This window comes from Streptomyces misionensis (assembly GCF_007896895.1).
In the GTDB taxonomy this organism is placed as follows: domain Bacteria; phylum Actinomycetota; class Actinomycetes; order Streptomycetales; family Streptomycetaceae; genus Streptomyces; species Streptomyces misionensis_A.
In genome coordinates this window covers 46679-69026 of sequence record NZ_VOGW01000035.1, presented here as the reverse complement: position 1 = coordinate 69026, position 22348 = coordinate 46679, and the positions used below count along the sequence as shown (strand labels likewise).

Here is a 22348-nt window from a genome sequence, read left to right as displayed (position 1 = left end):
ACGCGACGGGGTGATCTCCGCGGTCGGGGAGGCGGCCGACACACGCGACTGGCGCGGCCCCGGCACCGAGGTCGTCGACCTGCGCGGAGCGCATCTGGTGCCCGGCCTGGTCGACTCCCACAGCCACCCGGTGTGGGGGCTGGAGATGGCGACCGGTACGGATCTGTCGGGCGTGCGCGACCTGGCCGGGCTGCGCGCGGCCCTCGCCGGGGCCGAGCGCGTCGGGGGCTGGGTGCTCGGGCACGGCCTAGACCACAACGCTTTCGAGGGCCGCCCGATCCACCACGACCTGGTGGCCGGCGTCCTCGGCGACACCCCCGCCGTGCTGCGCCTCTACGACGGCCACTCCGCCCTCGCCAACGCCGCCGCGCTGGCCGCCGCCGGGGTGTCCGGGCCGCGCTCCTTCGCGCAGCGCGCGGAGGTGGTCTGCGACGCCTCCGGGAGGCCCACCGGACACCTGGTCGAGCACGCCGCGATGGACCTGGTGACGGCCGTCGCGCCCAGCCCCACGCCCGCCGAACGCCGGGCGCGGTTGCTGGAGTTGCTGTCCGCCATGGCCGCCACCGGGCTGACCGGCGCCCATGTGATGGACGGCGGGGACCTGGAGCTGGTGACGGCGGTGGCGGAGGAGACGGTCCTGCCGGTGCGGCTGCGGTTCGCGCCCTGGTGCATGCCGGGCGCGGACGCCGAGGCGCTGGACGAGCTGATCGCGCTGCAGGGCCGGAGCGGGCGGCACTGGCAGGTCGGCGGGGTGAAGTTCTTCATGGACGGCACCGTGGAGGGCGGCACCGCCTGGCTGGACCACCCCGACTGCCACGGCCGGGGCACGGACGCGTTCTGGCCCGACCCGCACGCCTACGCGAAGGCCGTGCGCACCCTGCACGCGGCCGGGGTCCGCGCCGCCACCCACGCCATCGGGGACGCCGCCGTACGGCACGTCCTGGACACCGTCGCCTCGCTCGGGCCGGGCGGCCGGGGGGCGCACCGGATCGAGCACATCGAGACGGCCCCCGACGAACTCCTTCCGCGTTTCGCCGAGTTGGGCGTGGCGGCGTCCATGCAGCCCCCGCACACCGGCTACACCCGCGAGGACGGTTCCGACGAGTGGTCACGCCGGCTCGGCGGTGCGCGGGCGGCGCGGGCCTGGCGGTTGCGGGATCTGCGGGAGGCGGGCGCCACGGTCGCGCTCGGCTCGGACTGGCCCATCGCGCACTACGACGTCCGCGCCGTGCTCGCGACCGCCCAGCGCCCCAGGGGCGCCGCCGCGCACCGCACCGGCCTGACGCCGCTCCAGGCCCTGGAGGGCTGCACCACACACGCGGCCGCGGCGGCGGGCGAGTCCGCCGTCGCCGGCCGCGTCGCCCCCGGCCACCGCGCCGACCTCACCGCCCTCGGCGTGGACCCGGCGCACGCGAGCGCCGACGAACTCGCCGACGCACCGGTGGTGTTGACGGTGACGGGCGGCCACGTGACGCACCGGGGCGCCGTCTGACGTCAGCGCCGTGTCAGCGCCCTACGGCACTGTTCTTCCTGTGACCGGCACGGAACACCGGAACCGGTCACGGGGAGAGGTGCCCGGAGTGGCTTATCGGGGACCACGAGCACGCCTCACGGTCGGGCCCCACGGGGCCCGCGCAGGTTCGAATCCTGCCCTCTCCGCGCGACGGCCTCGTCGCGACGGCCTCTTCCAAGGATCTCGGTCACTCGAAGAGGGCGACGAGCCCGTTCACCCAGATGGCCAGGAACGCGAGCAGGGCCACCAGACACCCGGCCCCCGCCGCCGAACCGGCGAAGGAGCGCCCGCGGCCGTCCTGTTCCCCGCCGGACGGCACCGCGTCCCAGTCGACGGGGCGCCCCACGGCCCGGGAGCAGGAGACTCGTACCGCCGCCAGTCGCTCTCTCGCGAAGTCCGTCCTGGCGAGCGACTCCGGCCCCCGCCAGGCGAGCGCCCGCATGCGGTCGGCAGCTGTCCGGTACCTCGCCTCGAAGGCCGCTGTCTCCGCCGCCTCCCGGTCCGGTTCGAGGTACATCCAGCGGCCCGCCTCCGCGGGCTCGCCGTACAGGCGGTACACCTCGGCCAGCCGCCGGCGAGGCGCCGGGTCGTCGGGGTAGGACGACACCAGCCCGCGCAGACGCTGACGCGCGACGGGGACGCGGCCGGCGGCCAGATCCGCGTCGACTCGGGCGAGGGTGTCCCTCAACGGCATGAACACATGATCGGACGACGGGGCCCGGGCCGTCGAACCGGTTTCGCCGCCACGGCGGTCGCGGGGTGCCCCAGTGAAGGGACGCCCGCGCCGGGGGGCCATGATGATGCTCATGGACCGACCGAGCCAGATCATCGAATGCGAGGGCTTCGTCCTGCGGCGCTGGCGGGGGTAGCGGGATTTCGCCCAGGCGTTCACGCTCATCGAGGAGTCCCGGGACCACCTGAGCCCCTGGATGCCGTGGGTCGAGGGGCACGACGAGCAGAGCACCCGGGACTTCCTGGCGAGGTCCGAGGCGAAGTGGGCGAGCGGCGAGGTCTTCACCTACGCCGTCGTGCCGGACGGCACGCCCGTCGGCATGTGCCAGACGTACCGCTGGGACGGGTCGGCGGGATGGCGGCTGGGGTACTGGCTGCACCCTGCCGCCGCCGGCCGGGGCATCGCCACCCGGGCGACGGCGGCCCTGGTCGCGGAGATGTTCGCGCTGCCGCACGTGGCGTACCTGGAGATCACCCACGATCTGGCCAACACCGCCAGCAGCGCCGTACCGCGCCGGCTGGGGTTCACCGAGGTCCGGCGCGAACCGGCACCGCCGCCCGCGGCTCCGTCCGGCGTCGGCGTCGACGTGGTCTGGCGCCTGGACCGCCCCGCACCGTCCGCTCCTTGAACCGCCCTCCCCTCAACTCGGCCTCACTCGTGCCTCACTCGTGCGGTACGACCGCGACCGGGCACTCCGCGTGCTGGACGACCGCGTGGGCGACACGGCCGAGGCGTTCCCCGAACCGGCTGCCGGTGATGCGGCGGCCCACCACGACGAGTCCCGCCTCGGCCGTGGCGCGCACGAGTTCGTCACCGGGCCGGCCTTCGACGACGGTCGTCGCGACGGACAGGTCCGGGTACTTCTCGCGCCACGGCCGCAGCAGCGCGATGACGGCGTGCTCGGCGGCGGCCGCCCCCTCGGACGCGCTCTCACCGGAGACCGGCTCGTAGACGTGGCACACGCGCAGTTCGGTGGCGCGCCGCCGGGCGGCCTCGAAGGCGAACCCGACCGGCTCGTCGCAGGAGTTGCGGACGTCCAGGCCGAGCACGACGGCGCGGTACGGGATGGTCGGGATCTCGTCGGGCGCGAGTCCGGGGGCGGCCGGCAGGTGCTCGTCGGCGGCGCTGCGGCCGGCCCGCACCAGCACCACCGGGCAGGGCGAGCGGCCCGTGACGCGCAGGGAGACCGAGCCGACGAGGACCCCGGCCGCACGGCTGAGCCCGAGCGAGCCCAGCACGAGCGTGTCGGCCTCCTCGGCCGCCGACAGCAGCGCGGGGACCGGCGAGTCGCCGATCAGCCGGCCGGTCACGGGCAGCGTGGGATGCGCCGCCCGCACGCTGCCCACCGCCTCCCGCAGCACGCGCTCGGCCCAGCCCTGTTCGGTGCTGTCCCGGGTCGCGATCGGCGCCGGGCGCACGTTCGGCAGCCAGGCGTGCACCACGACCAGTTCCGCGCCCCGGCGCACCGCCTCCTGCGCGGCCCAGTGGGCGGCGGCGACGCTCTGCGGGGAGCCGTCGACTCCCGCCGCGATGTGACCAGCCATGATGCGTCCTCCGGATCCGGGCCGAGACTTGCCGCCGCCGTACGCCGGGCGTCGTTCCGTAGCTCAAGCGTGCCCCCTGGAGCGGCCTCCCGCCCGTGGGCCGCTCGGGCCCTCCTCCGGCCGCGTGGGGGCGATGCCAGGGCGGGCCGGCACCCTCCGTACGCAGATGGCACCCGCCGTGCCGCACGCGGCGGTGGCGGCAGCGGGGGCGGCGGTGGTCGCCGGAACCGTACGGCTGGTGAGGCCGGGACCAAAGGTCCCCTTGACGGGGGCGCCCGGCCCTCGGATCGGCGCGGCCGAGGCGGCAGGGTGGGGGGACCGGCTCGGACGGGCGGGGAGGCGCGCGGCCGGGGCGTCGCGCGGGCCGAGGGGAGGGGCGGGGCCGCCGCTCAGGGCTCGCGCACCGGAGAAAGAGCGCACCGGAGAAGGAGGAAGGCCCGTGATCCACAGCACGATCGGCGAGGTGATGACCGACGATGTCGTCACCGTGTCGGAGACGACGCCGTCCACGGACGTGGCCCGGTTGCTGGACCGGCACGGCATCAGCGGGCTGCCGGTGATCGACCGCGACGACAAGGTGCTCGGCGTGGTCTCGGCCTCCGACCTGGTCCGCGCACGCGCCGCCCGGTGGCCGGACGTGACCGGCGAGCCGCCCGCACGCGAGGTGATGTCGACGCCCGCCGTCACCGTCCACCCCGAGCAGCGGGTGCCGGACGCGGCCCGGCTGATGGAGCGGCGCGGCGTGGAGCGCCTGCCCGTGGTGGACGAGGAGGACCGGCTGATCGGCATCGTCACCCGCCGGGACCTGCTGCGGGTCTTTCTGCGCGGCGACGACGAGATCCGCCGCCAGGTCCGCGAGGAGATCGTGGCGGGCGAGCTGGGGCTGCCGCCCGACGCGGTCGGTGTCTCCGTGCGCGACGGTGTGGTGACCCTGGCGGGCGGCGCGGAACTGCGCGGCGCCATCGCCCGGGCCGGCTTCGCGGCGTGGCGACTGGACGGCGTCGTCGGGGTCGTCAACCTCGTGCCGCCCGTACCCCCGCAGGAGGTGGCACGGCCCGGGTGACGTGCCGGGCGCCCGGGCGCCGCCGGACGACCACCGGTGCGCGCCCGGTCCGACCCGTCGGACACCCGTCATGCAGAACCCCGGACCGGACCGGCGCCCTCAGCCCACCTCGATACGGCGTCCCGTGAACGCCGTCGGCTCGATCCGCACCCACAGGTCGCGCTCCCCGCCCGCCCAGGGTTCGCTGTACGCCCGCTCGGCGAGGCGCGCCGCCTCCGCCTCGTCGGTCACCGGCTGGGCGGTGCCGCGCACCAGGACGCTCCAGCCCTGGCTCAGCGCGTCGTCCACCCGGTCCACCTCGAAGGCCACCTCGCGGCCGAACCCCTCGCTGATCACGGAGCCCTCACGGGTGCGGAACACGATCGCGTCGTCCACGACGGTGTAGTTCACCGGCAGGACGACGGGCGCGCCCTCGGTGCTGACGGAGAACCGGCCGACCCCGTGCGTCGACAGCAGTTCCCTGCACTCCTGTTCGCCCAACTCGCCGAGGCGCGGGTTGCGGGAGGCCCGTCCGAGGCCGGAGGGCAGCCCGGCGTATCCGCCGCCGAGTTCCTGGGGGCTGGTGCGCAGCGCCCCGGCCAGCCGCAGCAGGGTGCCGGAGTCGGGCGCGGCGGTGCTGTGCCGCTCCAGATGGGCGACGTAGGCCTCGGCCATGCCCGCGCGGGCGGCCACCTCCTCCCGGGTGAGCCCGAGTTCCGCGCGGCGCCTCCGCAGGCGCCGTCCGAGGTCGCCCCGCGCGGGGCCGTCCTCCGGGTCCGGCGCGCCGTGCCGCGGTGTGGGGCGTTCTGCCATGCTCGCTCACTCCTCGCCCTCGGGCCGCCGGGGGCCCTGGCTCGTACCACGTGTACCACCGGTGCGCGGCGCCCACCACCGCGCTACGCCGTGCACCGGCGGCCGGCGCACCGCCGTCGTGCTCGGCCTCCCCCCACTGGAGGCCGAGCACGACGCCGTACGGGACAGACCCTAGGGGCGGGCGGCTCCCGGGCGCCCTGGGCCGAACGGCCCCCGTGGGTGGGCGGACGGCCGCCCGTGTAGCCTGCTGGGCATGTCGAGTCCCGAGTCGGTCGAGGTGGGGGCTTTCGGTCACGCCGTCAGCCCCTGAACCACCGGCTTCACCACCGTCCGGCCGTGCCCGCGAGTGCCACGGCCGGACGAAGTGCGCCCTCGGGTGCTGACCGCGGTGACGAGATGACCCTCTCGTGCTTCTCCTCACCCCGGAGCCTTCCTCGATGCCTCTCGCGCTCTATCTGCTCGCCCTGGCCGTCTTCGCCATGGGCACCTCGGAGTTCATGCTCGCCGGCCTCGTGCCGGACATCGCCTCGGACCTCGGCGTCACCCTCGGCACCGCGGGCCTGCTCACCTCGGCGTTCGCGCTGGGGATGACCATCGGCGCCCCGCTGATGGCCGCGCTCTCCCGCCGCCGGCCCGGACGCTCCAGCCTGCTCTGCTTCCTCCTGCTCTTCGCGGCGGCCCACGCGGTGGGCGCCACCGTCTCCGGTTTCCCGGTGCTCTGCGCGACCCGGGTGGTGGCGGCGCTCGCGAACGCCGGGTTCCTCGCCGTGGCGCTCACGACGGCCGCCACGCTGGTGCCGCCCGACCGCAAGGGCCGGGCGCTCGCCGTGCTGCTGTCGGGCACGACGGCGGCCACCGTCGCCGGTGTCCCGGCGGGGGCGCTGCTCGGTACGCTGCTCGGCTGGCGTGCCACGTTCTGGGCCGTGGCCGCCCTGTGTCTGCCCGCGGCCCTCGGCATCCTCAGGGGAGTCCCCGCGCCCGCGAGCACGCGGGGCGCGAGCGGTGGGCTGCGGGGGGAGCTGGCGCAGCTGCGCCGTCCGCGGCTGCTGCTGGTCATGCTGCTCGGCGCGCTGGTGAACGCGGCGACCTTCGCGAGCTTCACCTTCCTCGCCCCCGTGGTGACCGGCGTCGCCGGGCTGGGCGAGCTGTGGGTCTCCGTCGCCCTGGTGCTGTTCGGCGCCGGTTCCTTCTTCGGGGTGAGCGCCGCCGGGCGCCTGGCCGACCGGCGTCCCGGCCTCGTGCTCGCGGCCGGCGGCCCGCTGCTGCTCGTCGGCTGGCCGGCCCTGGCGCTGTTGGCCCACCGGCCGGTCGCGCTGCTCGCCCTGGTGTTCACGCAGGGCGCGCTGTCGTTCGCGCTGGGCGGCACCCTGATCACCCGGGTCCTCTACGAGGCCGCGCAGGCCCCCACCATGGCCGGCTCCTACGCGACCGCCGCGCTCAACGTGGGTGCCGCCACCGGTCCCCTCGTCGCCGCGGCCGCCCTCACCGGCGGGCTGGGCGACACCGGGCCGCTGTGGGCGAGCGGAGCGCTGATCGCCGTGGCCCTCGCCGTCGCGATTCCGGTCCGCGCCGTACGGGCGGCCGGCTGAGGTCAGCCGTGTGTCAGGGCGCGGTCAGCGCCCTCTGGCACCGTTCTTCCTGTGACCGGCACGGAACACCGGAACCGGTCACGGGGAGAGGTGCCCGGAGTGGCTTATCGGGGACCACGAGCACGCCTCACGGTCGGGCCCCACGGGGCCCACGCAGGTTCGAATCCTGCCCTCTCCGCTGCGCCGAACGGCTGACTAGAGTGGACGGCGGCATCGCGTGCCGGTCACCGACCGGGTGAGGCATGGAGGTGCCAGGACATGCCCTGGAGGCATTCCTTGCCGGTCGAGTTGAACCACACCATCGTCCATTCCCGCGACAACCGGGAGTCCGCCCGCTTCTTCACGGAGATAGTGGGCCTGGACATCACCTCGGAGTGGGGCCCGTTCATCGCCGTCGCCCTGGACAACGGCGTCACGCTGGACTTCGCCACCGTTCCCGAGGACACCATCACCCCGCAGCACTACGCGTTCCTGGTCTCCGAGGAGGAGTTCGACGCCGCGTACGCCCGGATCACCGAACGCGGCACAGAGCACTATGCCGACCCGCACAAGAAGCACCCCGGCACCATCAACCGCAATGACGGCGGCAAGGGTGTGTACTTCATGGACCCGGTGGGGCACACCATGGAACTGCTCACCGTTCCCTACGGCGGGTGGCCCACCGCGTAGGCCCCTCTCCCCGCGGCCGGCCGGACCGGCCGCGGGGTCTTCGGGGGCCGATTCGGTTCCCGCGGGGGCTCCGGGCGAGGATGGACCCCATGGTGTCGACGTGTGGGTCGATGGGACGGGCCTTCGGGGCGGGGCCGCTGGGCGCGGGTCGCCGGGCCGGTGAAGGGACGGTCCGGTGAGCAAGCCGCGGTACCAGCTGAAGGCCGAGTTCTTCAAGACGCTCGGCCATCCGGCCCGCATCCGCGTCCTGGAACTGCTCGGCGAACGCGAGCACGCGGTCGCCGAGATGCTGCCCGAGGTGGGCATCGAGCCCGCCCATCTCTCCCAGCAGCTGGCGGTGCTGCGCCGCGCCAACCTGGTCAAGACACGCAAGGAAGGCTCGAACGTCCACTACTCGCTGACCAGTCCGCACGTGGCCGAGCTGCTGCGGGTGGCCCGCACCACCCTCTCCGGGGTCCTCGCGGAACAGGCCGAGCTGCTCGCCGATCTCCAGGCGGCCCAGGGCGAGCGGCACCCACGCGCCTGAGCGGGGCCGAAGGTCACTCGCCGGGCGCCACGGTGCGCGCGACGATACGGGCCGCCTCCCTGATGAGCGCCTCGTCGACCGGCGCGTCCTTCTCGTTCCCGGTCGACAGCACGGCCAGGACGACGGGGGTGTGCCGGGTGGTCCAGGCGACGCCGATGTCGTGGGCGCTCGCGTAGAAGCCGGTGCCGGTCTTGTCCGCGAGGGTCCAGCCCTCGGGCAGTCCGGCGCGGAACCGCGCGCCGCTGGTGGTGTTGCCCTTCATCCAGGTGACGAGCCGCTCGCGGTCGGAGGGGGCCAGTGCCCGGCCGAGGATCAGCCGCTCGATGCCCGTGGCGATGGCCTCGGGGGTCGTGGTGTCGCGCAGGTCGCCCGGGACCGCCGTGTTGAGCTCCGGCTCCCACCGGTCCTGCCGGCTCACCCGGTCGCCGAGCGAGCGGAAGAACCGGGTGAGGCCGGCCGGGCCGCCCAGCTGCTGCAACAGCAGGTTGCCCGCCGTGTTGTCGCTGTACCGGATCGCCGCCGCGCACAGGTCGGCCACCGTCATGCCGGTCTCCTGGTTCTCCTCGGTGCGCGGCGAGTTGGGCAGGAGGGCGTGCGGCGGATAGTGGACCACCTTGTCCAGTGGGGCGCAGCCGGAGTGGTCGCGCAGGACGGCGGCCGCCGCGAACGCCTTGAACACCGAGCAGTGCGCGAACCGCTCCCCCGCCCGGTGGGCCAGCACCCGCCCGGTGCGCACATTGCGCGCGTACACGCCGAGCCGGACACCGAAGCGGCGCTCCAGGTCGTCCAGTTCACCGCCGGCCGACGCGGCCGGGGCAGCGGCGGCCGTGCCGGTCGACGCCACGACGGCGGCGGATGTGAGCGCGAGGCCCGCCCTGAGCAGGCCACGGCGTGCCAGCGGTCCGGAAGCGGTCATGGTGCAGTCCTCCTGATCGTCGCCCGTCGGGCGGTGCGGATCTCCGTGCGGGACAGCGAAACAGCAGGAGCGCGCTCATGTCCAAGAGTGAACTGTGCGCGCTCCATGCCTTTTTGATATGAGTGCTGGATGGACCTGCTGGCACACCTGGAGGCGTACGTGGCGACCGCCGACGAGGCGAGCTTCTCCCGCGCCGCCGACCGGCTCGGCATCGCGCAGCCGTTGCTCAGCCGCCGCGTCAGGACGCTGGAGGGCCACTTCGGCGGCCCGCTGTTCGACCGCTCCCGGCGGCAGATCACGACCACCGAACTGGGCGTGCTGCTCCTCCCCTATGCGCGGGACGTCCTGGACCGCGCCCAGCGGCTGCGGCAGGCCGCCCGCTCCGCCCGGCACTCGCGGGTGCGTGCCGTCGGGGTGCCCGCGGACTGCGCCCCGGCCGCGCTGGCCCGCGCCCTGCGCGCCGCCACCGAGCACGGGATCACCCTCGGCATGCGTGAACTGCCGCCGCTGGAAAGGGAGTCGGGTCTGGTCGACGGCTCGCTCGGGTACGCGCTCGTCCGGACCGCGCCGGAACGCGCCGCCTTCCGGGTGCCGTTGGGCCTGGCGTCCGCGCCGGGCGCCGCGGACCCGGAGGCACCACGCGCGGTCCACCTGGAAGAGCTGCGGCCGCGCCGCCGCCGTGCCGGTGCACCGCCCGCGCCCGCACCGCCCCCGATCCTGGTCCTCGCGGAGGACCAGGTCCCGTACTTCGACGACAGGTTCGCGCGCGCGGTCGCGCGCGCCGGGCTGCCCGAGGGGCGGATCCGGCCGGCCGGTCCGCCGTCCGACGCGTTCGCCGGGACCCTGGCCGGGCGCGCCCTGCTGCTGTGCACCGAGCCGTACGCCCGTCGGTACGGCGCCGCCTGGGCCCCGCTGGGCGACCCCGCCCTGCACCGGGGGTACGACGTGAGCGCGCCACCGGGTCCGCGCGGCACGCCGGACGTGCCGGACTGGCTGGCCCGGCTGCTGGCGGCGTCGGTCGGGGCGTCCGGGGCGACGCGGGAGCGGGCGCGCTCCGGTCCCGCCGGTGACCCCTCCGCCCGGCTGGCGGCCCGCGGATGAGCCCGGCCGAGGCGGGCGGCGCGCAGGCGTACCGGCCCGGCTGCGTGGGGGACGACGGCGCCCTGGTGGACGTCGCCGAGGAGATCGCGGCGGACTGGGCGGCGCTGGGTGTGCGCGGTTCCTTCCTCGCCCTGCACCTGGACACCGGCGCCCGGCTGGGCTTCGGCATCGACGAGCCGGTGCCGCTCGCGTCGGTGGCGAAGGTCCCGCTCGCCCTGGTGGTACTGGACCGGATCGCGGCCGGGGAACTGGACGCCGGGCACCCGGTGACCCTCGACCCGGGCCGCAGCAGCGTCGGCCCCACCGGCTTCGCGGCGTTCCGGCACCCGGTCACCGCGGCCGTCGGCGATCTGCTGCTGATGATGCTGTCGGTGAGCGACAACGCGGCCGCGGACGCCCTGTTCGACCTGGTGCCGGCGGCGGAGGTGGACGCGCGGCTGTGCGCGTGGGGGTGCGACGGCATCCGGATGCGGCACCGGATGAACCACATGTACGAGTGCGCGGCCGGCGCGGCGGGCGACGACTTCTCCCTCGCGCTGGAGCTGGCCGTGCGGGACGAACGGGCGGGCCGGCCCACCATCGAGACCCTGGAACCGGCGCACGCCAACACCGGCTCGGCCAGGGCACTGGTCGCCCTGCTGCGGCGGGTGTGGTGCGACGAGATCGCCGTACCGGAGGCGACGGCGGAACTGCGGCGGCTGATGGGGCTCCAGCTCTTCACCCACCGGCTGGCGTGCGAGCTGCGCACGGACACGCTGCGGTGGAGCGGGAAGACGGGCACGTTCCTGCATCTGCGGCACGAGATCGGCGTGGTGGAGGCGGAGTCCGGGGACCGGGTGGCCATGGCCGCGCTGACCCGCGCCGACCGGCGGGCCGGTCTCGCCCCGGACATCGAGCTGGCGCTCGGGGCGGCCGCCCGCGACGCCTTCGAGGCACTGCGCCGCTGAGCGGCGGGGGTCAGGGCAGCAGGCGCTGCTCCTTCGCCACGGCGACCGCGCCCGCACGGGTGTCCACGCCGAGCTTGTCGTAGATGCGGCGCAGATGGGTCTTGACGGTGGCCTCGCTGATGTACAGGGCGCGGGCGATGGCGTGGTTCGGCAGTCCCTGGGCGAGCTGGGCGAGGATGTCGCGCTCGCGCGGGGTGAGGGCGGGGCGCGGGTTGCGCAGCCGGGACATCACCCGGCCGGCGACCGGCGGCGAGAGCGCGGGGCGGCCCTGTGCGGCGGCGTGGATCGCGGTGAACAGGTCCTCGGCGCGCTCGGCCTTGAGCAGATAGCCGGTGGCGCCCGCCTCGACCGCCCGGGTGACGTCGGCGTCCGTGTCGTAGGTGGTGAGGACCAGGACGTGCGGTGCGGGGGTCGTGGCGCGCAGTCGGCGGGTGGTCTCGACGCCGTCGATGCCCGCGCCGAGTTGCAGGTCCATCAGGACGACGTCCGGTGCCGTCCGGCGGGCCAGCGCCAGCGCCTCCTCGCCGCTGCCCGCCTCGCCGACGACCTCGATGTCCGGGGCGCTGTGCAGCAGGGCGAGCAGTCCGGCACGTACGACGGCGTGGTCGTCGCAGACGAGGATGCGGACGGGGGTCCCGGTCATCGTGGCTCCAGGGGGATCGCCGCGGACAGGACGGTGCCCCGGCCCGGCGCCGACTCGACGGTGAGGGTGCCGCCGAGCTGCCGCAGCCGGGCGCGGATCGCGGGCAGCCCGTGACCGCGCCGTTCGTCCCCGGCGGTGGGCCGGACACGCGCGGGGTCGAAGCCGCGGCCGTCGTCCATGACGTCCAGCACGACCTGGTCGTCCAGGCAGGTCAGCGTGAGGGTGGCGGTGGTGGCGCCCGCGTGTTCGCGGACGTTGGCGAGAGCGCCCTGGGCGATGCGCAGCAGGGCGGACTCGACGGGTGCGGACAGCGGTGCGGGCGGGGCGCCCTCGGTGTGCACGCGGACGGTGAGGCCGTCCGTCGTCTCCCGGTCGGCGACGGCGCGCAGGGCCCGCGGCAGGCCCCCGCCCCCGGCGAGGTCGGCGGGGGTCAGGTCGTGCACGAAGCGGCGGGCCTCGGCGAGGCTGCGCTCGGCGATCGCCGCGGCCGTGCGGATGTGCTCGCGGGCGGTGCCGGGCGCGGTGTCCCAGAGCCGGTCGGCGGCCTGGAGCAGCATGCGCTGGCTGGACAGGCCCTGCGCGAGGGTGTCGTGGATCTCCCGGGCGAGCCGTTCGCGTTCGGCGAGGGTGCCCTCCCGGCGCTCGGTGGCGGCGAGGTCGCGGCGGGTGCGGACCAGGTCGTCGATGAGGGCGTGCTGGCGGGCGGTCCGGCGATGCATGACGACGTAGACGGTGGTGGCCACGGCGGCCACGGCCGGCGGGGCGAGCAGCACGTTCGGGTCGGGCCAGCCGGCGAGTTCCAGCTGGGCGGCCACCGCGAGCGCCGTCAGCAGCGCGACCAGCGGGATCGCGGCGCGGGGCGGGAGGGTGCGCAGGCCGGTGTAGAAGAGCGGGACCGCGCACCAGGCGAAGCTGGGGGCCGCCACGACGAGCAGTGCCCAGGCCGCCACCACCAGGGCGAGCCAGATCAGGCGGCGCGGGGTGGGGCGGGTGCCGAGGGCGGGTCCGAGGACGTAGAGCACGGCGAGCAGCAGGGACAGGCCGGCGATCCAGGGGGTGTGCGGGCCGTCGCCGTGCCGGGCCAGATAGCGGGCGAGCGAGGCGGCCAGCAGCACGAAGAAGGCGGTGTGCATGACGATCGTGAGGGCGCGGGTGTCGTCCTGTGCGGGCTCCGGCACCGCCACCACCTCCCGTGTCACCGCGCTGAACTGGGCAAACAAGCTCCATTGTGCCCACGCTCCGCGCGCTGTCGGGTCATCCGATCGGATGACCCCGGGGGCCACCGGTCCGACGACGGGAGACGGCCCCGGGGGGCTCCAGGATCGGAACCGAGGCGATTCGGCCTCGGCCCGGCCGTCCCTCGGCCGCGGTCTTTTGCCACAGGAAGGTTGCCCGTCATGTCCAGCCGCAGGAAGCCGTCCCGCCGTACCCGTGTCCTCGTGGGCGGCGCCGCTCTGGCCGTCGTCGGCGCGGGTGTCGTCGGCACGGTCGCCGCCAACGCCGCCGACACGAACGGCGCCGCCCCGGCCGCCGCGCCCGTCGCGGCCCGGGCCGGTGATCTCACCCAGAGCACGCACCTCACGCTGAAGGCCGCGGAGAAGGCGGCGCGGGCCGCGCTGGAGGCCGCCGTCGAGGACGGCCGGCAGGTGTCGGTGGCCGTGGTCGACCGCGACGGCAACACGCTGGTCACCCTGCGCGGGGACGGCGCGGGCCCGCAGTCGTACGAGTCCGCCGAGCGCAAGGCGTTCACCGCGGTGTCCTGGAACGCGCCCACCTCGGAACTGGCCGGGCGGCTGGCCCAGGCGCCGGGCCTGAAGGACATCCCCGGCACGCTGTTCCTCGCGGGCGGCGCCCCGGTGACCGCCAAGGGCGCCCCGGTCGCGGGCATCGGCGTCGCGGGCGCCCCCTCCGGGGACCTGGACGAGAGGTACGCCCGGGCGGGCGCGGCGGCGCTGGGCCGCTGACGCGTGCCGGCGCCCGGGGCCCCTGCCGAGGGCCCCGGGCGCCGGACAACCGGCGTACCGGCCGGATCAGGCGAGGTCGAACCGGTCCAGGTTCATGACCTTGTCGAACGCGGCGACGAAGTCCTTGACGAACTTCTCCTTCGCGTCGTCGCTGGCGTAGACCTCGGCGACGGCCCGCAGCTCGGAGTTGGAGCCGAAGACGAGGTCGGCGCGGCTGCCGGCCCACTTCAGCTCGCCCGTGGCGGCGTCCCGGCCCTCGAAGGTGGTCTGGTCCTCGGAGGTCGACTTCCACGTGGTGCCCATGTCGAGCAGGTTGACGAAGAAGTCGTTGGTGAGGACGCCGGGCGTCTTGGTGAAGACGCCGAGCTGGGACTGCTGGTAGTTGGCGCCGAGCACTCGCAGGCCGCCGACCAGGACGGTCAGCTCGGGGGCGCTGAGGGTGAGCAGGTTGGCCCGGTCGAGCAGCAGGTACTCGGCCGGCAGCCGGTTGCCCTTGCCGAGGTAGTTGCGGAAGCCGTCCGCGGTCGGCTCCAGCGCCTCGAAGGACTCGGTGTCGGTCTGCTCCTCGGTGGCGTCCACCCGGCCCGGCGTGAACGGCACCCGGACCTCGAAGCCGCCCTCCTTGGCCGCCTTCTCGACCGCGGCGACGCCACCGAGGACGATCAGGTCGGCGAGCGAGACCTTCTTGGCGCCGGAGCCGGCGTTGAAGTCCCGCTGGACGCCCTCCAGGGTGCGCAGCACCTGGGCCAGCTCGTCGGGCTCGTTGACCTCCCACTCGCGCTGCGGGGCGAGCCGGATGCGGGCGCCGTTGGCGCCGCCGCGCTTGTCGCTGCCGCGGAAGGTGGAGGCGGAGGCCCAGGCGGTGGTGACCAGCTGGGACACGCTGAGGCCCGAGTCGAGCACCTTGGCCTTCAGCGCCGCGATGTCCGCGTCGTCGATCAGCTCGCCCTCGGGCTCCGGCAGCGGGTCCTGCCAGATCAGGGTCTCCTCGGGGACCTCGGGGCCGAGGTAGAGGGACTTCGGGCCCATGTCGCGGTGGGTGAGCTTGTACCAGGCGCGGGCGAAGGCGTCCGCGAACTCCTGCGGGTTCTCGTGGAAGCGGCGGGCGATCGGCTCGTAGATCGGGTCGAAGCGCAGGGAGAGGTCCGTGGTGAGCATCGTGGGCAGACGCTTCTGGGTCGGGTCCTGCGGGTCGGGGATCGTGGCCTCGGCGTCCTTGGCGACCCACTGCTTGGCACCGGCCGGGGACTCGGTCAGCTCCCACTCGTGGCCGAAGAGGTTGTCGAAGAAGCCGTTGCCCCAGCGGGTCGGGGTTGAGGTCCAGGTGACCTCCAGGCCGGAGCCGATGGCGTCCCTGCCCTTGCCGGAGCGGTAGGTGCTCTTCCAGCCGAGGCCCTGCTCCTCCAGGCCGGCGGCCTCGGGGTCGAGGCCGACGTGGTCGGCGGGGCCGGCACCGTGGGTCTTGCCGAAGGTGTGACCACCGGCGATCAGGGCGACGGTCTCCTCGTCGTTCATGGCCATGCGGCGGAAGGTCTCACGGATGTCGCGGGCCGCGGCCAGCGGGTCCGGGTTGCCGTTGGGACCCTCGGGGTTGACGTAGATCAGGCCCATCTGGACGGCGCCGAGCGGGTTCTCCAGCTCCCGGTCGCCCGTGTAGCGCTTGTCGTCCAGCCAGGTGGTCTCGGGACCCCAGTAGACGTCCTCCTCCGGCTCCCACACGTCCTTGCGGCCGCCGCCGAAGCCGAAGGTCTCGAAGCCCATGGACTCCAGCGCCACGTTGCCGGCGAGGATCATCAGGTCGCCCCAGGAGATCTTCTGGCCGTACTTCTTCTTGATCGGCCACAGCAGCCGGCGGGCCCGGTCCAGCAGGACGTTGTCCGGCCAGCTGTTCAGCGGGGCGAAGCGCTGCTGGCCGTGGCCGGCGCCGCCGCGGCCGTCGCTGATGCGGTAGGTGCCGGCGCTGTGCCAGGCCATCCGGACCATCAGCGGCCCGTAGTGGCCGAAGTCGGCGGGCCACCAGTCCTGCGAGGTGGTGAGCAGCTCCTGGATGTCCTGCTTCACGGCGGGCAGGTCCAGGCTCTGGAAGGCGGCGGCGTAGTCGAAATCCTCGCCCAGCGGGTCGGCCGCGGGCGGGTTCTTCGCGAGGATCTTCAGATTGAGCCGGTCCGGCCACCACTGGCGGTTGCCGCCGCCCTGGGTCGGGTGCGGGGCCCGGTCGTGGGCGACGGGGCAGCCGCCGCTCCCCTCCCCCGCCTTCGCGTCTGTGACGATCGCGTCGTGGTTCTCAGTCATGGCAATCCTTCCGAACTAAGCGGAACCAGGTGCTCAGGAACTGCGGCCGGTGAAACAGTCGGGGCACACGCCCCAGTAGACGACCTCGGCTTCGTCGATGGCGAAGCCCCGGTCGTCCGCGGCGGTCAGGCAGGGCGCGTCGCCGACGGCACAGTCGACGTCGACGACGGCGCCGCACGACCGGCACACGATGTGGTGGTGGTTGTCGCCGACGCGCCCCTCGAACCGGGCCGGGTGGCCCGCCGGTTCGATGCGGCGCACGAGCCCCGCGGCGGTCAGCGCGTGCAGGGCTTCGTAGACGGCTTGCAGGGAGATGTGGCCTACGCGGTCGCGGACCCCGGAGGCGATCGCCTCGGCACCGAGGTGGTCGCCGTCCCGGACCGTCTCCAGCAGCGCGACGCGGGCCGCCGTCACGCGCAGGCCGGCACCGCGGAGCTCCTCGGCGGTGGTCGGAGTCGGGGAGGCGGTCATGCGGCCGAACCTACTCTCACAAACACGAGGGGTTCAAGAAAACGAACCATGCAATTCCGGTCGCCCGCCGGAGTGCGGTGCTCACCGCCGCGTGGCTTTGCTCGGGGGCATGCACGCATCATGTGGCCCCACCCCGTTCTCCCCGGACGCGGCAAGCCGAACCGTCCACCGTTCGGGCGACAGGGGCGGGCGAGCGGCCCCGTCGGCTACTTCAGGATGTTGACGGCGCGCGCCACCACCAGGGCGACGGTCACCAGGGACACCGAGGACTGCACCAGCATCAGCATCTTGGACCAGCGCGACAGGGGCATGACGTCGGTCGGGCTGAAGGCGGTGGCGTTGGTGAAGGAGAGGTACAGGTAGTCGAGGAACTCCGGTTCCCAGTCCGCGGGCGCCAGTTCGGGGTTCTGCATCTGCACGAAGAGGAAGTCGGCGTACTGCCGCTCCCCGCGCATCCGGGCCATCGGGCCGCCGCGGTCGGATTCCCAGTACCACAGCGCGAAGACGATGACGTTGGTGAACCAGATGACGGCGCCGGCCCGCAGCAGCGGCACCGCGTCCTGGCCCCCGCCGCCGTGCACGAGGTCGATCACGAGCCGGGCCGCCGACCATCCGTTGGCCAGGCTGATGACCCCGATCAGGACCAGTCCCAGCCAGCGCAGCCACCGCGTGCGCGCCTCGACCCGCCGGGGGTTGCCCGCCACCAGCGCCAGCAGCAGGACGAACTCCAGCACCGGCAGCACCCAGACCGGCCGCAGCAGTGTGAGCCGGTGCGGCAGCACCAGTTGCAGGGCGATCGCGGCCAGCATCACGGCCGTCACGGCCCAGCGCGTCTCACCCTGTGTCGCCCGGCGCCACGCGGGGACCAGTTCCTGCTCACCGCTGCGCAGCAGCCGCTCGATCCTGGCCAGCCTGCTGTCGGCGTCGTCCCTGTCGTCGGTCATGCCGGTCATTGTCCCGGGCCCGCGGCCGGCGGTGGCGGACGGGACCGCACGCCGGACGCGTCCGCCTCAGACGGACCGCTCCTCGCGCGTCCCCGGCCGGCTCCGGGCGGGCTCGCGCCGCCAGGCGGGGAGCACCTCGCGGCCGTGGGCCTCGTTGATGACGCCGGCCGCCGACGCGTACCAGGCGGCGAGGCCGGTGAGGATGCCCAGCCAGCCGCCGATCTGGGTCGTGACGTGCGGCGGGGCACCCGTCTGGAACGACCCGATGGCCAGGAAGAGGAAGGTCAGGGTCAGCAGCACGAACACCGCCAGCACGGGGAGGCTGACGCGCAGGGCGCCCACGGTCATGTAGGCGGTGAAGATCGCCCACCCGAGCAGGTACAGCCCCAGCCCGTTGTGCGCGTCCCCGGCGAGCGCGACGCGCGGCGCTATCCACCAGTAGGACAGCCAGAAGGCGGCGAACGAGACGAACGCCGTCGCGCCGAACGTGTTGCCCCTGCGGAACTCGAAGAGCCCGGCTGCGAACTGGGCGAGGCCGCCGTAGAACGCGGCGAGGCCCAGGACCGGCAGGATGGCGGCGGGCTCCTTCAGCAGGTTGGTGTTGACGATCGACAGCAGCAGCGTCGTCAGGGCGAAGCCGGCCAGACCCAGGGGGGCGGGATCGGCCCAGGCCGCCGAGCGCGGGGCCGCCTCGGGCGGCCGCTCCGGGAGGGGGCTCCTCGTGTCCTCGTGCATAACCGGCATTCCCTTCGGCCAGTGGTCAGCAGGGCCGACGGCCCTGGCGCGCCCAGCCCGCAAACATGCTGGTCAGTGCCCCCGAGGCGGGCGGTGACACTCGCGTGCCACGTAGATACACCTGTACAGAAAGTACCCATTCGCACCAGTTGTTAGCCCTGAGATTCCCCGTCGGCCCGCCCTTGCGCCGCCGGCCCCGCATCCCGGCCGCGCGCATCCCCGTCGGACCGGGTTCGCGCAGCGGTGCGGCGGGGACCGGCCGATGTCGCGGTGACCGGCGACGCGCCCTTCCGCCGGTGCCGGTCGCGGGCCTAGGGTGAGCCGGCCGTCCGCCGCCGCCGGGAGGGGAAGTGATGGTGCGCAGGACCGGGTTGCTCCGCCACGCCGCGCTCTGCGCGGCCGCCGTGCTGCTCTCGGGCGGTCCGGCCGCCGCGGCCGCCGCGAAGTCCGCGCCGCCAGGGCCGGACCCCGTCGCCGCCCGGCTCGACGCCTACTGGACGCCGGCCCGCATGGCGGCCGCCCTGCCCGCCGGCCCCGTGAAGGGCGCGGGGGCGGGTGCCACCGCTTCGCCCTCCGTGGACGGCCCCCGGCCCGGCGAGTACATCCCGCCCAGCCGCAGCTTCACGGGCATCCCGCAGGCCGGCACGTTCTTCTGGACCGACGCCCAGGGCACCGGCCGGACCTGCAGCGGCTCGGTCGTCCGCAGCCCCGGGCGCGACCTGGTGCTGAGCGCGGGGCACTGCCTCAAGGGCTACTCGGGCACCGCCCCGCGGCGCCGGCTGGCCTTCGTCCCCCAGTACCACGACGGGCTCAAGCCCTTCGGGATCTTCCCGGTCGTGACGAACGGCGTCTACGTCCCGCAGCAGTACTACGACCTGGGCGAACACGCCGGCGCCGGCTACGACTTCGCCTTCGCGGTCACCGGACCCAACGAGGACGGGACGGCCCTGCAGGACGCGGTCGGCGGGGTACGGCTGCTCACCGGGACGGGCTACCTGCACGCACCGGTGCGGATGATCGGCTATCCGGCGGGGGCGGCGGAGCCGCTGGAGTGCTGGAGTTGGACCACCGCGTGGGTCAGCGACGACCCGGCCGACCCGGGCACCTTCCCGCGCATCGCCTGTGACGCCTTCGTCGGCGGCACCAGCGGCGGCCCCATGCTGGTCCCGTGGTTCGACGGCTGGGCGGTCGTCGGCGTCATCGGCGGCTACCACACCGGCGGCAACACGTCCCAGATCTCCTACAGCGCCTACTTCGGCACCGCGACCCGCGCCCTGTACCGCGCCGCCGTCGCCGGAGCCCCGCCCGCGGGCCCGACCCCTACGGAACCCCGAGCGAAAGACCAGGGTTGATCCCTGATGGCCGGGATGGTGACGGGCCGTCACCCTGGGTCCATGACCGATGAACATCCGCGCGGACGCCGCCGGGGCGAGGGGTTACGGACCCTCCTCGCCTGCGCGGTCGCCGCCTTCTGCACCCTCGCGGCGTCCCTGCCCGCCGCCGCGGCCTCCGGCGCCGCGCCCTCCACCGCGCCGCCGCCCCGCCGCCTGGCGCTGCCGTCCCCGACCGGGCCGCACCCCGTCGGCGAGGTGTCGTTGCACCTGGTGGACACCGCACGTCCCGATCCCTGGCGTCAGGGACCGCGCCACCGCGAGTTGATGGTCAGCGTGTTCTACCCGGCGGCACGCACGGCCGGCCGCCCGCAGGCCCCGTACATGCCGCCCGCCGCGGCGGCCCACTTCGACCGCGTCACCGCCGACGACTACCTCCGGCTCGGCGTTCCCCCGGGCCGGGCCGACTGGGCCGGCGCGAAGACCCACGTGGCACTCGGCGCTCCGGTGGCCCCGGGCCGAAGAGGGCGGCTTCCGGTGGTCCTCTACTCCCCGGGGCTCGGCGAGCCCCGCACCTGGGGCACCACACTGGTGACGGACCTGGCCGGCCGTGGCTACGCCGTCGTGACCGTCGACCACACCTACGAGTCCCCCGAGGTCCAGTTCCCGGACGGCTCGCTCGCCACCATGGTGCCGCCCGGCGATCCCGACGCCTTCATCCGCGAGTCCCTGGCCGTCCGGGTCGCGGACACCCGCTTCGTGCTGGACCGGCTGCGGCTGCTCGACGGCGGTCACGACCCCGACGCGGACGGGCAGCGCCTGCCAAAGGGGCTGCCCGGCGCGCTGGATCTGTCGAGGGTGGGCATGTTCGGCCACTCGATGGGCGGCAGCGCCGCGGCCCTGGCGATGGACGCCGACCGCAGGATCACCGCGGGCATCGACATGGACGGCAACCTGACCTACGTCGACGGCTCCCCGATGCCGGTCGCCCGGCACGGCCTGGACCGGCCGTTCCTGCTGCTGGGCAAGGACGGCGAGACCGACACCGGCCCCGGCTGGCAGGCCTTCCGCGCCCACACTCCGGGCTGGACGCGTCAGCTCACCCTGCGCGGCTCGGGCCACGCCTCGACCACCGACGCGGAGGCTCTCCTCCCTCAGCTGCACCTGCCACCGTCCGTAGAGGCCGCCGCCCTCGGCACCCTCGACCCGGCCACGGCGATCCGGACCAGCGAGGCGTACGTGGCCGCGTACTTCGACCACTGGCTGCGCGGCGGCAGCGGACGGCTGCTGGAGGGGCCGTCGCCGGCCTACCCGGCCATGGAGTTCGTCGGCTGACCCGGCCCGCGCGGATGCGGCGGCAACGGCTCCGTCGCCGGCGGTGCTAGCGGCCGGCACGGGCAGACACACCCCTCCCTGGCAGGCCCACTCAGCCGGACACTGCGTCCAGGAGGCCATAGAGGATCTGATAGGTGACGAAGGACGCGGGGATCGCCACAGCGAGGCTCAGGCCGCGTTCCTTCCAGGTGCGCCCCAACAGCAGCGGAAGACCGCAGGCGAGAGCGCCGCAGACCACTGCCTGCGGTAGGTACCCCAGGCCGAGCCAGTAGTGGAGGCCTTCACTGCCGAAGAGGCCGCCGAGTGCGCCGAGCGCCACGTATCGCCGCCAGGGTCGCGTAGCGCGTCTCGACCACGCGCCCGCGACGCCGAACAGTGGCCCCGCGACGCATGCCATGGAGAGCCAGAGCAGTGGAAAGGTGAGCGAGCCCATTCCGTCCCGCCCGAACTCGGCGTACCCGTAGTAGCCGACGACGAGGCCGATCTCCGCCAGGGCTCCGACTGCCGCCGGAAGGCGATGGCCGTCGGTGCGGTGTGCCAGGGAGGCGCCCGCGGCAAACGCGAACATCGTCCACACCGCACCGGAGTTCGCCAAGTTGTTCCACGCCCCGGGCAGCCAGCCCTGCGCCAGGTTCGTCAGGATGCCCCCGACGAGCCCTGCGCCGAGGCACAGAACAGCCGCGCCCGGGGCGTTCTTCAAGCGCAGGCGGGGTGAAACGACCGAATCGGTAGCAGCCATGTTCCGACTATACACAGAGTATATACACCTGTTTTATAGGCGCGGTTTATAGCTGGACGTAGGTCATCGCTCGGGCGATTGACACCACTCACCGAGATCCGGTCAGGCGGGGACGCAACCAGCCAGCCGGCGATGAGGCCGAGGATTTCAGGGACGACGGGATTGCCCAGCAGGCGACGATAGGCGAGGAGCGAGGCATTGGCGGAGGTGCGGCCCAGAAGGAGAGTGAGACCGCGGACCGGTGGATCTCGACTCCGCCCCCCCGGCAAGGCCCTCTCGCTTTCGTCGTCAGGGGTGGCAACTCCAACGACTGCACCCGGTTCACCACCGTGATGGAAGGGCCCGGGTGCCCCGGACCGGACCGGGACGGCCCCTCACCCGGCCTGATCACATCCTGAGCGACAAGGGCTGCCGCTCAAAGGCGATCCGCGCCTGGCTCCGCCGTCGGGCATACCGCACGCAATCCCCGAGCGTTCCGACGAAGTGACCGTCACCCTCACA

22 protein-coding genes and 2 pseudogenes are annotated in these 22348 nt (G+C 74.4%); 13 read left to right on the top strand and 11 right to left on the bottom strand.

Features of this window, described 5'->3' with window-relative positions:
- Together FRZ03_RS06000 and FRZ03_RS38820 are read left to right on the top strand one after the other, a co-directional pair.
- Positions 1 to 1492 (top strand): amidohydrolase (locus FRZ03_RS06000; protein WP_146464111.1); only part of this gene is annotated, 1492 nt, incomplete at its 5' end.
- A gap of 73 nt (positions 1493 to 1565) precedes the next feature.
- Positions 1566 to 1659, top strand: a pseudogene (locus FRZ03_RS38820).
- A gap of 41 nt (positions 1660 to 1700) precedes the next feature.
- Here FRZ03_RS38820 and FRZ03_RS05995 read toward each other — a convergent pair.
- Complete coding sequence (locus FRZ03_RS05995; RefSeq protein WP_146464074.1) at positions 1701 to 2207, bottom strand: DUF6584 family protein; 507 nt, start codon at positions 2205 to 2207, stop codon at positions 1701 to 1703.
- A gap of 202 nt (positions 2208 to 2409) precedes the next feature.
- Between FRZ03_RS05995 and FRZ03_RS05990 the strand changes: the two genes are divergently transcribed.
- Positions 2410 to 2874, top strand: coding sequence for a GNAT family N-acetyltransferase (locus tag FRZ03_RS05990; RefSeq protein WP_398659787.1), 465 nt, complete (start codon positions 2410 to 2412; stop codon positions 2872 to 2874).
- A 34-nt stretch (positions 2875 to 2908) separates the two neighbouring features.
- Here the strand turns inward: FRZ03_RS05990 and FRZ03_RS05985 are convergent, their stop codons facing one another.
- Positions 2909 to 3790 carry a universal stress protein gene (locus FRZ03_RS05985; protein WP_146464073.1) on the bottom strand — a complete coding sequence of 294 codons (882 nt, stop codon included), beginning with the start codon at positions 3788 to 3790 and terminating at the stop codon, positions 2909 to 2911.
- 466 nt (positions 3791 to 4256) lie between these two features.
- On the opposite strand from FRZ03_RS05985, the gene FRZ03_RS05980 reads away from it, so the two are divergent.
- On the top strand, positions 4257 to 4853 hold the full coding sequence (locus tag FRZ03_RS05980) for a CBS domain-containing protein (protein WP_146464110.1): 597 nt from the start codon (positions 4257 to 4259) through the stop codon (positions 4851 to 4853).
- Between the two features lie 99 nt (positions 4854 to 4952).
- Here FRZ03_RS05980 and FRZ03_RS05975 read toward each other — a convergent pair whose 3' ends face one another.
- Positions 4953 to 5645: a helix-turn-helix domain-containing protein gene (locus FRZ03_RS05975; RefSeq protein ID WP_146464072.1), complete on the bottom strand. Its 693-nt coding sequence runs from the start codon at positions 5643 to 5645 to the stop codon at positions 4953 to 4955.
- A 437-nt stretch (positions 5646 to 6082) separates the two neighbouring features.
- Between FRZ03_RS05975 and FRZ03_RS05970 the strand changes: the two genes are divergently transcribed.
- The 4 genes and pseudogenes from FRZ03_RS05970 to FRZ03_RS05960 all read left to right on the top strand — a co-directional run bounded on the left by FRZ03_RS05970 (position 6083) and on the right by FRZ03_RS05960 (position 8429).
- Entirely contained in the window at positions 6083 to 7234 is a 1152-nt protein-coding gene (locus FRZ03_RS05970) for a Cmx/CmrA family chloramphenicol efflux MFS transporter (RefSeq protein WP_146464071.1), read from the top strand.
- Positions 7235 to 7318: 84 nt separating this feature from the next.
- Positions 7319 to 7412: pseudogene (locus tag FRZ03_RS38815) on the top strand.
- Positions 7413 to 7510: 98 nt separating this feature from the next.
- Entirely contained in the window at positions 7511 to 7903 is a 393-nt protein-coding gene (locus FRZ03_RS05965; RefSeq protein WP_146464109.1) for a VOC family protein, read from the top strand.
- Between the two features lie 175 nt (positions 7904 to 8078).
- Entirely contained in the window at positions 8079 to 8429 is a 351-nt protein-coding gene (locus FRZ03_RS05960) for an ArsR/SmtB family transcription factor (protein WP_146464070.1), read from the top strand.
- Positions 8430 to 8442: 13 nt separating this feature from the next.
- On the opposite strand, the gene bla is transcribed toward FRZ03_RS05960, so the two are convergent.
- Entirely contained in the window at positions 8443 to 9327 is an 885-nt protein-coding gene (bla, locus tag FRZ03_RS05955) for a class A beta-lactamase (protein WP_398659785.1), read from the bottom strand.
- A 147-nt stretch (positions 9328 to 9474) separates the two neighbouring features.
- On the opposite strand from bla, the gene FRZ03_RS05950 reads away from it, so the two are divergent.
- Both FRZ03_RS05950 and FRZ03_RS05945 read left to right on the top strand, forming a co-directional pair.
- Positions 9475 to 10446 carry a LysR family transcriptional regulator gene (locus FRZ03_RS05950; RefSeq protein ID WP_146464068.1) on the top strand — a complete coding sequence of 324 codons (972 nt, stop codon included), beginning with the start codon at positions 9475 to 9477 and terminating at the stop codon, positions 10444 to 10446.
- Positions 10443 to 11393: a serine hydrolase gene (locus FRZ03_RS05945; RefSeq protein WP_146464067.1), complete on the top strand. Its 951-nt coding sequence runs from the start codon at positions 10443 to 10445 to the stop codon at positions 11391 to 11393. Before FRZ03_RS05950 ends, FRZ03_RS05945 begins: the two co-directional genes overlap by 4 nt.
- 10 nt (positions 11394 to 11403) lie before the next feature.
- On the opposite strand, the gene FRZ03_RS05940 is transcribed toward FRZ03_RS05945, so the two are convergent.
- Positions 11404 to 12036 carry a response regulator gene (locus tag FRZ03_RS05940; RefSeq protein ID WP_146464066.1) on the bottom strand — a complete coding sequence of 211 codons (633 nt, stop codon included), beginning with the start codon at positions 12034 to 12036 and terminating at the stop codon, positions 11404 to 11406.
- On the bottom strand, positions 12033 to 13223 hold the full coding sequence (locus tag FRZ03_RS05935) for a sensor histidine kinase (protein ID WP_146464108.1): 1191 nt from the start codon (positions 13221 to 13223) through the stop codon (positions 12033 to 12035). Before FRZ03_RS05935 ends, FRZ03_RS05940 begins: the two co-directional genes overlap by 4 nt.
- Positions 13224 to 13433: 210 nt before the next feature.
- Here FRZ03_RS05935 and FRZ03_RS05930 point away from each other — a divergent pair, with 210 nt between their 5' ends.
- On the top strand, positions 13434 to 14000 hold the full coding sequence (locus FRZ03_RS05930) for a GlcG/HbpS family heme-binding protein (RefSeq protein WP_146464065.1): 567 nt from the start codon (positions 13434 to 13436) through the stop codon (positions 13998 to 14000).
- A gap of 66 nt (positions 14001 to 14066) precedes the next feature.
- Here FRZ03_RS05930 and katG read toward each other — a convergent pair whose 3' ends face one another.
- The 4 genes from katG to FRZ03_RS05910 all read right to left on the bottom strand — a co-directional run bounded on the left by katG (position 14067) and on the right by FRZ03_RS05910 (position 18442).
- Positions 14067 to 16292 (bottom strand): catalase/peroxidase HPI, encoded by a 2226-nt coding sequence (gene katG, locus FRZ03_RS05925; RefSeq protein ID WP_146464064.1) that lies wholly within the window; start codon positions 16290 to 16292, stop codon positions 14067 to 14069.
- Positions 16293 to 16325: 33 nt separating this feature from the next.
- A complete protein-coding gene (locus FRZ03_RS05920; RefSeq protein ID WP_146464063.1) occupies positions 16326 to 16763 on the bottom strand; it encodes a Fur family transcriptional regulator in 438 nt (145 codons plus the stop codon).
- A 206-nt stretch (positions 16764 to 16969) separates the two neighbouring features.
- Entirely contained in the window at positions 16970 to 17707 is a 738-nt protein-coding gene (locus tag FRZ03_RS05915) for a DUF1345 domain-containing protein (protein WP_146464062.1), read from the bottom strand.
- A gap of 66 nt (positions 17708 to 17773) precedes the next feature.
- Positions 17774 to 18442 carry an acetate uptake transporter gene (locus FRZ03_RS05910; protein WP_146464061.1) on the bottom strand — a complete coding sequence of 223 codons (669 nt, stop codon included), beginning with the start codon at positions 18440 to 18442 and terminating at the stop codon, positions 17774 to 17776.
- A gap of 353 nt (positions 18443 to 18795) precedes the next feature.
- On the opposite strand from FRZ03_RS05910, the gene FRZ03_RS05905 reads away from it, so the two are divergent.
- Both FRZ03_RS05905 and FRZ03_RS05900 read left to right on the top strand, forming a co-directional pair.
- A complete protein-coding gene (locus FRZ03_RS05905; RefSeq protein WP_261398602.1) occupies positions 18796 to 19794 on the top strand; it encodes a trypsin-like serine peptidase in 999 nt (332 codons plus the stop codon).
- 42 nt (positions 19795 to 19836) lie between these two features.
- Positions 19837 to 21108, top strand: coding sequence for an alpha/beta hydrolase family protein (locus FRZ03_RS05900; protein ID WP_146464060.1), 1272 nt, complete (start codon positions 19837 to 19839; stop codon positions 21106 to 21108).
- A 91-nt stretch (positions 21109 to 21199) separates the two neighbouring features.
- Here the strand turns inward: FRZ03_RS05900 and FRZ03_RS39700 are convergent, their stop codons facing one another.
- The gene (locus FRZ03_RS39700; protein WP_222443342.1) at positions 21200 to 21847 is read right to left on the bottom strand and encodes a DUF6518 family protein; all 648 of its coding nucleotides are present in this window, start codon (positions 21845 to 21847) and stop codon (positions 21200 to 21202) included.
- Positions 21848 to 22348: the final 501 nt, after the last annotated feature.